Genomic DNA, 12,830 nt, shown 5'->3' with positions numbered 1-12,830 from the left:
TCTCCAAACTCTTTATATTGATTGACCCAAATCCGAATGACAGACCAACTTGAAACACCATATTTTAAAGCAATTGTTCTATAACTTTGATTTCCTTCTAAATATTCTTTTACAAGTTTTATTTTGAATTTAAAATCATATTTTTTCATCATAAGAATGCCCCCCAATAATTTGATTTGTTTAGGTCAAATATTTGGGTTCACATCAGGCATGGCTTAATGCTCAATTTGAGCCAAGAGGTCATCCACAATCATTTACTCAAATCAAAACAAAGCCAAGAGACCTTAAATCTCTTGGCTTTTTTTCCTAATCTCGATATTCAATATTACAATGTATACGTATCAAATGATTGTAAGGCTTCGATTGCGCTATCTCTATCTGTGCTTGATTTGAAGCTTAACCTTAATGCACCCATAATATCTTCTCTTACTTCTAATATTCGGATATTTGTTATTGATATGTGATTTTGTCCGAGTATTCTTGTTACTTCACTGATCATACCGGGTTTATCTGGGATATCAACATATAAATCGAATGTTGAAGTTAGGGCACCTTGCTCTTTTATAGGGAGTTGGTCTCTATATGTTTTGGCTGATTGATAAAAATCATGAATTAATGCTGGATTTCCTTCTTCAATCATTTCTTTCGTATGTGTCATTTGTTCAATCCAATTTTCCATAAGTGTGACAAGATGTTCTTTATTTTCTAATGTGATGTCGCGCCACATATCAGCATTACTGCTCGCGATACGTGTGATGTCACGGAAACCGCCTGCTGCTAACAATCTGACATATTCTGAAATTTGTGTATTTTCTTCGTTCATATGAATTAAACTTGATGCGATGACATGTGGAAAATGACTGACGACACCTGTTACATAGTCATGTTCTTTTGCTGACATTTTGATGAATTTTGCTTTAGTCGGTTCTAGCAAATGTTTGACTTCACTATAAGCCGCTTCATTTATCGCTTGATCATATATCAATACATAATAAGCATTCTCGAATAAATGTTTTTTAGAATTTGTGACACCTGACTTATGACTACCTGCCATTGGATGTCCACCGATTAAATGAATATCTTGTTCTAATAATTGTGATTCTAGTGAACTTAATCCTAATTTCGTACTACCTGTATCGGTAACGATTAATCCTGGTTTAGTATCAATCTCTAATAATCGCTTACCGTATTCGATTGATTGTTGTACGGGTGTGGCTAATATAATTAAATCTGCTTGACGAGCACTAGAATCAAAGTCTGTTGCGATTTCATCTATAATTTTCATAGATAATGCGATTTCTGAATGTTTTTCAAAATAATCGTAACCTGTTATATGTAAATTGGGATGATAAAATTTAATATTTTGTATTAAACTCCCACCAATTAATCCTAGTCCAACTATAAATACGTGTTGCATAAAATCCCTCCAATACTTTAATAGTTTAAAGCAAGTTAGCGTGTGAAAGCAAGTGTTATTGATTTATTTTTTTAAAAGTATAGAATGATAATAAATGTATAAGGAGTGGTAATATGACAATTAACGTAAAAGAAACGATCGATACAATTAAAGAACTTGTATACATTAATAGTCCATCGGGATTTGCTGATCCAGCAGTTGAATATTGTAGAAAAGTTGCTGAGTCATTAAATTATGATACGAGTGTAACACACAAAGGTGGATTATTTATCAACGTACCAGGAAAAAATGAAGATGCACAACGACTGATTACAGCACACGTAGACACATTAGGTGCAATTGTTAAAGATATTAAAGAAGATGGTAGATTGCAATTAGATTTAATAGGGGGATTTAGTTGGAATGCGATTGAAGGGGAATTTTGTACCATCACTACGCAAAGTGGAAAAGAAATAACAGGTACCATTTGTTTACATGAAACAAGTGTCCATGTTTATAAAAATAATACTGAAATTCCACGAAATGCCGAACATATGGAAGTCAGATTAGATGAAAAAACATTTAATCCTGAAGATACAAGAGCATTAGGTATTGAAATTGGAGATGCTGTGAGCTTCGATCCAAGATTTGTGCATACAGAATCAGGATTTGTTAAATCTCGTCACCTTGATGATAAAGCAAGTGTTGCGATGATATTACAATTTTTAAAATATCTTAAAGAAGAAAATGTCGAATTACCACATACGACACAATTTTATATATCAAACAATGAAGAAATTGGATATGGTGCAAATTCAAGTATTTCAGATAAAGTTGTAGAATTTATCGCATTTGATATGGGTGCATTAGGAGATGGGCAAGCTTCTGATGAATACACAGTATCTATTTGTGTAAAAGATGCTTCAGGTCCATATCATGTAGGTTTAAGAAATCATTTAGTCAATTTATGTAAAGAAAATGATATTCAATATAAATTAGATATATATCCTTATTATTGTTCTGATGCTTCTGCTGCTTTACATGCAGGCGCTGATATTAGACATGGATTATTCGGTGCAGGTATTGAATCTTCACACGCTTTAGAACGCACACATGAAGATTCAATTCTTGAAAGTGAAAAGTTATTAAGAGCATATTGTTTATCAGAAATTAAAAACTAATCAGAATTTAAGGGTTGACATTTAAAATTTATTCTCGTATAGTGATATTTAATTAATCCGAAGAAATCATTCGGAATTTGAAAGATGAGTATCTCGTGTTGATAGTAGCAAATAGAAAGCTAATGGTTGATGTAAATTAGCACTACACACATAGAGAGAATTGGGCTTTCAAATTATCAATTAAATGAAATTTAGAGTGAACATGAAATTCAATGTTAACTAAGGTGGCACCACGGTAACGCGTCCTTACAGATAGCGTATACTGTGGTGTCTTTTTGTATACCTAAATCAGTGGTCATAAGTATAAATTAAAGCCTGTAGCAATCAGAAAGTTAGTGGTTGATGTAAACTAACACAGTTTAATTTAGAAATGGGGACCATGTAGAAATAATTGAATATTTAATGAGTGAATAAGTTCTAGACTTATTAATGAAGGTGGTACCGCGCATAAGCGTCCTGTTTAATTAGGATGTTTATGCGCGGTTTTTTATTAAGGAGGATTAAGATGATTATTAAATTTAAAAAGTTAAATGCTGATATTACCCCAGAAACTTTAGGACAAATAAATCGTAAGAAAATGATTTTAGAAAGTGCCAGTACAGATCAAATGAAAGGTAGATTTTCAATTGTAGCATTTGATGCAGTTGGAAAAGTGAATTTATATGATAATTATTTACAAATATTCATAAATGAAGATGAACAACTTATAAATGAACGTCCATATGAAGCATTAGAGGATTTCATCAATGATATGAAAGTTGATGAAGTTCCAGAAGCTTTAACACATTTACCATTTGTGTCTGGCATGATCGGGTACTGTAGTTTCGATTTAATTAGGTATCAAAATAAATTACTTAAACAAATTGAATTGAAATCAGATATCCCAGACGCTTCATTTAATCTCGTTGAATCTGTATACGTATTTGATCATTTTAAAGAAGAATTGTTTGTTATCACATCTAATCTTTTTAGTCAGAATACAGAAACACAAGTTGAACATGAGCTCAATAAAATGGTTGAAACATTAAAAGATATTTCACTATTTCAAAATAAAATTGATCATACATTAAGAGGTGAACTTGAAACAAATATAAGTGAAGAAGATTTCATGCAAGAAGTCGAATATTATAAATCGCTTATTAGTAAAGGTGATATGTTCCAAGTCGTACCTTCAAGAATTTATAAATATAAACATTACTTTAACGAACAACATAAAGATACATTGAAGCTTCAAATATATAAAAATTTAAAAAGACAAAACCCAAGTCCATATATGTATTACATTGACGATGAAGAAAGAACTATCATCGGATCTTCACCAGAAAGTTTCATTAAGAAACAAGGTGACATCATTACAACGAACCCGATAGCAGGTACAAACAAAAGAGGTCAAACAGAAGAAGAAGATAAACAAAATGAAATTGCACTGATTACAGATGAAAAAGAATTAGCTGAACATCGTATGCTTGTCGATCTTGGAAGAAATGATTTAAATATGATTGCTCAAACAGGTTCAGTATATATGCCTAAGTTAATGACTGTTGAAAGATTTGAACATGTTATGCATATCGTCTCAATCGTCGAAGGTAAAATTAGACCAGACATTACACCGCTTCAAATGATTACAGCTTTATTACCAGCAGGAACAGTATCTGGTGCACCTAAGACGAGAGCAATCACAAGAATTTATGAAAGCAGAAAAAGAAAACGCGGGATATACGCTGGAGGTGTTGGCTATATTAATTGCACCCATGATTTAGATTTTGCTTTAACAATTAGAACAATGGTTGTAGATAACGAATATGTAAATGTAGAAGCTGGCTGCGGTGTTGTATATGATTCAAACCCACAAAAAGAATTAAAAGAAACGATGATCAAAGCAAAAAGTTTATTGGAGGTTACACCATGATATTAGTAATTGATAATTATGATTCATTCACATATAACTTAGTAGATTTAATTAAGCAACATGATGATGTCGTGATCTATCATCCGGATGAGGCACCGTTCAATTTAAATATTGATGGATTAGTTATATCTCCAGGACCTGGTCATCCTGATGATACAGAAGACTTAAAAAATTTAATAGAAGCATATAAAGATAAACCGATATTAGGTATTTGTTTAGGTGCTCAAGCTTTAACAACATATTACGGTGGAGAAGTTGTCGTCGGGAAAGAAGTTAAACACGGTAAAGTAGATCAAATTGATATTATCGAAACTTCTAAATTGTATCAAGAATGCGAGCAGCATTTTAATATTATGAGATATCACTCATTAATTAGTGATGAAAAAACATTTCCGAACACGTTAAAAATTACAGGAAGAACGAAAGATTCCATACAATCATTCGAACATAAAGTAAAACCACATTTTGGGATACAATTTCATCCTGAATCATTTGCTTCAGATCATGGAAATGAAATTGTAAAAGCTTTTATCGACATAACAAGGGAAGGTGCAAATTATGAACACATTAAAACAACTCATTCAGTATCATGATTTATCGCAACAAGAAATGAAATCATTTGTAGATTTAATGATGGATGAACAAGCAGATGTATCATTAAAGGTTGCACATTTAGTGGCATTAAGTATGAAAGGTGAAACATCAGATGAATTATCGAACTTAAGTCAAAGTTTAATCGAAACAACATATAAAGAAAGACCTTATTTAGAAGATAGTATTTGTGTTTGTGGCACAGGTGGTGACCATTCTGGCAGCTTTAATATTTCAACAACCGCTTCATTTGTCGTTGCGGCAGCTGGCTTAAAAGTTTTGAAACATGGTAATAAAAGTATTACATCTAAAACAGGTAGCATTGATATCTTATCTGCTTTAAATATTCAAACAACACCTATTAAAGATGCGACAGAAAAAGTGAATGCAACAAATTTAGCATTTTTAAGTGCAACTGAAACATACCCGATTATGAAAACTGTCCAACCTGTTCGTAAATCAATACCAACACCAACAACATTTAATTTACTTGGACCAATGATTCATCCATATCATTTAGATTATCAAGTGATGGGCGTTTATGATGAAACGAAACTTAAAATTATTGCTGAAGCTATTTATAAATTAGGAAGAAAACGTGCCATTATCGTGCATGGTGCAGGTGGAATGGACGAGGCTACTTTATCTGGTGACAACATTATATATGAAGTATCTCAAGATGAAGGCATTAAACATTATACTGTAAATGCTGAAGACTACGGATTACAATCAGCGCCTAACGAATCATTAAAAGGTGGAACACCTGAAGAAAACAAAGTCATTACTTTAGATATTTTAACAGGACAAGATCATGGCCCTAAAAGAGATGTCGTTGTATTAAATGCTGCTTTAGCGTTATATGCTGGTCAAAAAGTAGACTCTATCAAAGAGGGTATTACGTTAGCAGAGTCTTTAATAGATGATAAACATGCATTAAATATATTAGAAGCTGTAGGAGGCAAAGTTTATGACAATATTGGATGAGATTGTAGAATATAAAAAAACATTACTAAATAATCAATATTATGAACAAAAATTAAACACATTGGAGAAAGTCGATGTAGAACATAAAACATCTTTCTTAAGTCGTACACAGTATGATAATAAATTAAATATTATTGCTGAATTAAAAGCAAAAAGTCCTACAGTATCAGATATTCCGAAACGAGATATGGCTACTCAAATTAAATTATATGAACAATACGGTGCATCTGCTATATCTATATTAACGGATGAAAAATATTTCGACGGTAGTTACGAAAGGTTACAAAGTTTAACAACTAAGACGACATTACCTGTATTATGTAAAGATTTTATGATTGATAAAAGACAAATTGACTTAGCACATCATGTTGGTGCCTCTATCGTATTATTAATCGTGAATATTTTATCAAAAGAAGAACTCGAAACTTTATACGCATATGCGACAGAAAAAGGTTTAGAAGTACTTGTCGAAGTGCATGATAAAGAAGAACTCGATATTGCACATGAAATTGGTGCACTGTTAATTGGCGTTAATAATCGTGACTTAAAAAGATTTGTCACAGACGTTAAACATACAAATGAGATCTTAACACAAATTAAACCAGGTGTGACATACATTTCTGAAAGTGGTATTCGTACTTTAGATGATGTGAAAAGTATTATCGGTAGTGGTATTGATGGCGCACTAATTGGGGAATCATTAATGAAACATCCAAACTTAGATGAATTTTTACCAAGTTTACGACTAGAAAAACAAGGTGAGCAACATGTTTATTAAATGTTGTGGCTTTCAAGATAAAGAAGCTATCGAAACAGCTGTATTGAATCATGTCGATGCAATTGGATTTATCACGTATCCAAAAAGTAAACGATATGTATCTGTTGAAGAAATAAAGTCATTAAGTAAAGATATTCCCCAAACGATTGATATCGTAGCTGTCGTTGTGAATTTAACGATGGTAGAAATTGATGAACTTAATCGAGAAACTTCTATTAATACACTTCAATTTCATGGTGATGAATCTGTATCATTTATACAAGAGGTTAAAGAAAAGTATCCACATATTAAAATTTATAAAGCTTTACCAGCTAATGATCAATTACTTACTAATATAGAAGCTTTTAAAAATGAAGTAGATTTATTTTTAATTGACACGCCTTCAAAAGATTATGGTGGTACTGGGGTATCTTATGACTGGTCCATATTAAATGCATTAAACAATATTCCGTATTTAATTGCTGGTGGTATTAATATAGATAAAATTAAACAAATCGAATCATTAAACTTTAATCATAATGGTTATGACATATCAAGTGGAATTGAAACGAACGGACACAAAGATAAAGAGAAAATTAAAGCATTACTAACATATGTAAAGGAATGATTGAATTGAATAAAAATATACAATTAGAAGCAGATGAATTAGGATTTTTCGGTGAATTTGGTGGCCAATATGTACCAGAAACATTAATGCCAGCTATACAAGAATTAAACGATACGTATCAACAATTAAAAAACGATCCGGAATTTCATAAAACATTAAATGCTTATTTAAAAGATTATGTAGGTAGAGAAACACCTTTAACATATGCTGAGCGTTATACAGAAGCACTTGGCGGCGCAAAAATATACTTAAAAAGAGAAGATTTAAATCATACTGGTGCTCACAAAATTAATAACGCATTAGGACAAGCACTTATCGCAAAAAAAATGGGTAAAAGAAAGCTCGTTGCTGAAACTGGAGCCGGTCAACATGGTGTGGCAAGTGCAACAATTGCAGCACTGTTTGATATGGAACTTATCGTATTTATGGGTGAAGAAGATATTGAAAGACAAGCATTAAATGTGTTCAGAATGGAATTGTTAGGCGCTAAAGTTGTACCTGTCACAGACGGACAAGGTACGCTATCAGATGCAGTAAATAAAGCATTACAATATTGGGTTTCACATGTTGAAGATACACATTATTTACTTGGATCAGCGCTAGGACCACATCCATTCCCAACAATTGTAAGAGATTTACAAAGTGTGATTGGTAAAGAAATTAAGAAACAAATATTAGAGAAAGAATCTCGATTACCAGATGCAGTCGTTGCATGTATTGGTGGCGGTTCAAATGCAATTGGTACATTCTATCCATTTGTAAATGATGAGTCTGTTAAATTATACGGCGTTGAAGCTGCTGGTGAAGGTGTAGATACTACTAAACACGCTTTAGCTATTGAAAAAGGGAAACCAGGCGTGTTACATGGTTCTAGAATGTATTTAATTCAAGATGAAAATGGACAAGTCGAACTTGCGCATTCAATTTCAGCAGGATTAGATTATCCAGGCGTAGGTCCAGAACATAGTTATTATAACAATATTGGTCGTGTTCAATATCCGAATGCAAGTGATACTGAAGCGATGGATGCGCTAATTAAATTTACACAATTAGAAGGTATTATTCCAGCTATTGAAAGTGCGCATGCATTGAGTTACGTAGAGAAATTAGCGCCAACAATGGATAAAGATGAAATTATTGTTGTGACGGTTTCTGGTAGAGGAGATAAAGACATGGAAACAATTAGAAAGTATATGCAAGAGAAGGGGGATCATCATGCATAAATTATTTATACCATATGTCATGGGGAACAAAGGTTTTATAGATTCAGTCAAACTTATGGACGAAAATGGCGCAGATTATATAGAAATTGGTTTACCTTTCTCAGATCCTGTAGCTGATGGTCCAACAATTATGGCAGCTGGACAAGAAGCCATTAAACAAGGTATGTCTGTTAATAAAATTATTGATCAACTGATTGAACATAAAGATGAAATCAATACGCCATACTTATTTATGACTTATTATAATTTAATTGATGCTTATGGTGTCGACTCTTTTATAGAACGAATTGCTGAAGCAAATGTTTACGGTTTAATCATTCCAGATTTACCATTTGAACTTGGACAAAGATTTAAAAAGCATTTACAGCCTAAAAACATTAAATTAATTTCTTTAATTGCGATGACTTCTAGTGATGAACGAATTAAGCAAATAGCTGAGCATGCAGAAGGATTTATTTACACAGTTACAATGAATGCGACGACTGGTGATGGCAGAGGTTTCCACGAATCTTTAAAAGATAAAATTAAATTTATACAACAACATGCTAATGTACCAGTTGTTTGTGGATTTGGTATTAGAACTGAAGAACATGCTAAAGAAATAAAGTCATTTAGTGACGGCATTGTGATTGGTAGTGAAATTGTTAAAAGATTAAAGAATGATTCAATAGAACAAACTCAAGCATATTTACAAAGTATTAGAAAAGCTTTAGATGAAGATTAAAAAAGCATAACCCTTAATAGAAGAAAAAGAAACACACTTCATGTATAATCGACATTAACAAATGAAAAGGAGTGTTTCTAATGAGCAAAAAAGTTCTCATAGTTGTTACAAATGCATCTCAATTTAAAGATGGAAAACCAACTGGGTTATGGCTAGAAGAAGCAGCAATTCCTTATAAAGTATTTATTAAAAATGGATTAGAAGTGGATATTGCATCTGTAAAAGGTGGCAGTGTTCCGATAGATCCAAATTCAACTCAAAATGACGAAGCGAAAGAATATCATGACGTATTAGAAAAGTTACAACAAACATATAGTATTAGAGACATCGTGTTTGAGAGTTATGATGGCATATTCTTACCTGGTGGTCATGGAACAGTATTTGACTTCCCAAATAATGAAGACTTGGAAGATATGCTAGCATATTATAGAAATAACGATAAGGTGATTGGTGCAGTTTGCCACGGTCCAAGTGCATTTGTTGGCGCTAAGCTTCCAAATGGGAACTATTTAGTGGATGGTGTTAAATTAACTGCTTTTACTGATAGTGAAGAAAAAGCAATGAATTTAGAAAATGATGTACCATTCTTGCTACAAACACAACTTGAAAAGCAAGGTGCTCGATTCGTTAAAGGTGCTGACTTTGAATCGCATACAGTTGCAGACGGTAAATTTGTCACAGGACAAAATCCGAATTCTAGTGAAGAGGTTGCCGAAAAATTTGTAAATGTATTAAAATAGTTAAGCAATATAAATAAAAACCTGCCATTTGGTAGGTTTTTATTTATGAAATAATGGTATAGTAATGAGTATTATTTTAGAATAAAGACAAAATATTGTATAATTGTAACAAATACATAAAAATGAGATTGGGAGTATTGTATAAATGAAATTTACAAATTTAACAACTGGTGAATTTGAAGCTTTTACAAATAAAATGCCGTACGCGCATTTTACACAAGCAGTAGGTAATTATGAATTAAAAACATCTGAAGGCACTTCAACACATTTAGTAGGGGTCAAAGATAATCAAGGTGAAGTATTAGCTGCGTGTCTGTTAACAAGTGTACCAGTTATGAAGATGTTTAATTACTTTTACTCAAATAGAGGACCAGTAATGGATTATGACAACAAAGAACTTGTTGACTTTTTCTTTAAAGAAATCGTGAGCTATTTAAAAAGTTATAAGGGATTATTCTTTAGAATCGATCCTTACTTGCCATATCAATTAAGAGATCATGATGGCAATATTAAAAAATCATTCAACCGTGATGGTTTAATTAAACAATTTGAATCATTAGGCTATGAACATCAAGGCTTCACAACTGGTTTCCACCCAATACATCAAATTAGATGGCATTCTGTACTTGATTTAGAAGGTATGGACGAAAAGACGCTCATCAAGAACATGGATAGTTTGAGAAAAAGAAATACTAAAAAAGTTCAAAAAAATGGTGTTAAAGTACGTTACTTATCTAAAGATGAAATGCCGATATTCCGTCAATTTATGGAAGATACAACAGAGAAGAAAGATTTCAACGATCGTGGCGATGACTTCTATTACAACAGATTAAAATACTTTGAAAATGTAAAGATTCCTTTAGCTTATATAGACTTTGAAACTTACATTCCACAATTAGAAAAAGACCATGAACAATACAACAAAGATATTGCGAAAGCTGAAAAAGATTTAGAAAAGAAACCAGATAATCAAAAGACAATTAATAAAATAGACAATTTAAAACAGCAAAGAGAAGCAAATGAAGCTAAATTAGAAGAAGCACGTCAATTACAACAAGAACATGGAGATACATTACCAATAGCAGCAGGTTTCTTCATTATTAATCCATTTGAAGTTGTATACTATGCAGGTGGTTCATCAAATGAATATCGTCACTTTGCAGGTAGTTATGCAATTCAGTGGGAAATGATTAAATACGCTTTAGATCACAATATTGACCGTTATAACTTCTATGGTATTAGCGGAGACTTCTCAGAAGATGCACCTGATGTTGGCGTTATTAAATTTAAAAAAGGTTACAATGCAGATGTTTATGAATATATTGGTGATTTCGTTAAACCAATTAATAAACCAGCGTACAAAGCGTATACAACACTAAAAAAAGTATTAAAAAAATAAATGATTTTCAGTAAGAGAGGAATTTAGATAATATGAAATTTACAGAATTAACGGTTACTGAATATGATGAGTTCGTATCTGATAGTCGATACGAAAGTCACTACTTTCAAGTAAAAGAAAACATCAAGACGAGAGAAAATGATGGTTTTCAAGTTGTATTATTAGGTGTTAAAGATGAGAATAATCAAGTCGTTGCAGCAAGTTTATTCTCTAAAATACCAACATTAGGTAGTTATGTGTATTATTCAAATCGTGGTCCGGTAATGGATTATAGCAATCTAGATTTAGTGACATATTACTTCAAAGCACTTGAAAAGTACTTAAAACAGCATCAATGTCTATATGTTAAAGTCGATCCATACTGGATTTACAATATATACGATAAAGATATTAAACAAATTAAAGAAGATGGCGCTAATGACCAAATCGTTGATCTGATTAAATCACTAGGCTATGATCATCACGGCTTTACGACTAAATATGATCCATCAAGCCAAGTAAGATGGATGGGTGTCTTGAACTTAAAAGATAAAACATTAGCAGAAGTTAAAAAAGGATTCGACAGCCAAAGAAAACGTAACGTCAATAAAGCGCATAATTACGGTGTTAAAGTACGTTTCTTAGAACGCGATGAATTAGATATATTCTTTAAATTATATAGAGAAACAGAAGAAAGAGCTGGCTTTATTTCTAAGACAGATGAATATTTCTTAAACTTTATCGATACATATGGTTCTAAAGCATTAGTACCATTAGCATATATCGATTTAAACGAATATATTCAATCAACTCAAGAGAATTTAAATGAATTAGAAACAAAACGCGATCAAATGATGGCGAAAGAAAACAAATCTGAAAAACAATTAAAGAAAATTGCTGAAACAGATCGTTTAATCGACCATGCACAGAAAGAATTATTAGAAACAAGCGAACTTATTAAAACAGATGGCGAAATCTTAAACTTAGCTTCAGGTGTATTCTTTGAAAATGCATATGAAATCAATTATTTCTCAGGTGGCTCAAGTGAAAAATACAATCACTTTATGGGACCATATATGATGCATTGGCATATGATTAATTATTGTTTCGAAAATGGATTCGATAGATACAATTTCTACGGATTATCAGGAGATTTCACTGAAGATAGCGAAGATTACGGTGTATACCGATTTAAACGAGGATTTAACGTTCAAATCGAAGAATTAATCGGAGATTTCTATAAACCAATCAATAAGAAAAAATATTTCTTACACAATGTAATCCAAAAAGTACGATCTAAAATTAAAAAGTAATCAAAA

The 12,830-nt window shown here is 32.0% G+C and carries 13 protein-coding genes; 11 read left to right on the top strand and 2 right to left on the bottom strand.

All coding sequences use genetic code 11. The features are described from left to right. Together LQ686_RS14370 and LQ686_RS10950 are read right to left on the bottom strand one after the other, a co-directional pair. The coding region (locus tag LQ686_RS14370) for a transposase (protein ID WP_481817096.1) at nucleotides 1–149 on the bottom strand (149 nt) is incomplete at its 3' end. A 176-nt stretch (nucleotides 150–325) separates the two neighbouring features. Next, entirely contained in the window at nucleotides 326–1,417 is a 1,092-nt protein-coding gene (locus LQ686_RS10950; RefSeq protein ID WP_103361001.1) for a prephenate dehydrogenase, read from the bottom strand. Between the two features lie 113 nt (nucleotides 1,418–1,530). Between LQ686_RS10950 and LQ686_RS10945 the strand changes: the two genes are divergently transcribed. From LQ686_RS10945 to LQ686_RS10895, 11 genes are all read left to right on the top strand, one after another. Beyond that, nucleotides 1,531–2,577, top strand: coding sequence for a M42 family metallopeptidase (locus tag LQ686_RS10945; RefSeq protein ID WP_107565507.1), 1,047 nt, complete (start codon nucleotides 1,531–1,533; stop codon nucleotides 2,575–2,577). A gap of 505 nt (nucleotides 2,578–3,082) precedes the next feature. Then, complete coding sequence (locus tag LQ686_RS10940; protein ID WP_103361003.1) at nucleotides 3,083–4,486, top strand: anthranilate synthase component I; 1,404 nt, start codon at nucleotides 3,083–3,085, stop codon at nucleotides 4,484–4,486. Next, nucleotides 4,483–5,079 carry an anthranilate synthase component II gene (locus LQ686_RS10935; protein WP_103361004.1) on the top strand — a complete coding sequence of 199 codons (597 nt, stop codon included), beginning with the start codon at nucleotides 4,483–4,485 and terminating at the stop codon, nucleotides 5,077–5,079. Before LQ686_RS10940 ends, LQ686_RS10935 begins: the two co-directional genes overlap by 4 nt. Then, nucleotides 5,045–6,061, top strand: coding sequence for an anthranilate phosphoribosyltransferase (gene trpD / locus LQ686_RS10930; RefSeq protein WP_103361005.1), 1,017 nt, complete (start codon nucleotides 5,045–5,047; stop codon nucleotides 6,059–6,061). The genes LQ686_RS10935 and trpD overlap by 35 nt, the downstream gene beginning before the upstream one ends. Then, the gene (gene trpC / locus LQ686_RS10925) at nucleotides 6,045–6,839 is read left to right on the top strand and encodes an indole-3-glycerol phosphate synthase TrpC (protein ID WP_239733325.1); all 795 of its coding nucleotides are present in this window, start codon (nucleotides 6,045–6,047) and stop codon (nucleotides 6,837–6,839) included. The genes trpD and trpC overlap by 17 nt, the downstream gene beginning before the upstream one ends. Then, complete coding sequence (locus tag LQ686_RS10920; RefSeq protein ID WP_103361007.1) at nucleotides 6,829–7,446, top strand: phosphoribosylanthranilate isomerase; 618 nt, start codon at nucleotides 6,829–6,831, stop codon at nucleotides 7,444–7,446. Before trpC ends, LQ686_RS10920 begins: the two co-directional genes overlap by 11 nt. A gap of 5 nt (nucleotides 7,447–7,451) precedes the next feature. Continuing rightward, nucleotides 7,452–8,669 carry a tryptophan synthase subunit beta gene (gene trpB / locus LQ686_RS10915; RefSeq protein ID WP_103361024.1) on the top strand — a complete coding sequence of 406 codons (1,218 nt, stop codon included), beginning with the start codon at nucleotides 7,452–7,454 and terminating at the stop codon, nucleotides 8,667–8,669. Continuing rightward, nucleotides 8,662–9,393, top strand: a complete 732-nt coding sequence (trpA, locus tag LQ686_RS10910; RefSeq protein ID WP_103361008.1) for a tryptophan synthase subunit alpha — start codon at nucleotides 8,662–8,664, stop codon at nucleotides 9,391–9,393. Before trpB ends, trpA begins: the two co-directional genes overlap by 8 nt. An 80-nt stretch (nucleotides 9,394–9,473) precedes the next feature. Beyond that, nucleotides 9,474–10,133 carry a type 1 glutamine amidotransferase domain-containing protein gene (locus LQ686_RS10905; protein ID WP_037587994.1) on the top strand — a complete coding sequence of 220 codons (660 nt, stop codon included), beginning with the start codon at nucleotides 9,474–9,476 and terminating at the stop codon, nucleotides 10,131–10,133. A gap of 145 nt (nucleotides 10,134–10,278) precedes the next feature. Beyond that, nucleotides 10,279–11,532 (top strand): aminoacyltransferase, encoded by a 1,254-nt coding sequence (locus LQ686_RS10900; protein ID WP_103361009.1) that lies wholly within the window; start codon nucleotides 10,279–10,281, stop codon nucleotides 11,530–11,532. 32 nt (nucleotides 11,533–11,564) lie between these two features. Then, entirely contained in the window at nucleotides 11,565–12,824 is a 1,260-nt protein-coding gene (locus LQ686_RS10895; protein ID WP_049318918.1) for an aminoacyltransferase, read from the top strand. Nucleotides 12,825–12,830: the final 6 nt, after the last annotated feature.

Source organism: Mammaliicoccus sp. J-M41 (assembly GCF_022385935.1).
In the GTDB taxonomy this organism is placed as follows: domain Bacteria; phylum Bacillota; class Bacilli; order Staphylococcales; family Staphylococcaceae; genus Mammaliicoccus; species Mammaliicoccus sciuri_A.
The sequence above is the reverse complement of the archived record's forward strand: the minus strand, read 5'-3'. Positions and strand labels throughout refer to the sequence as shown.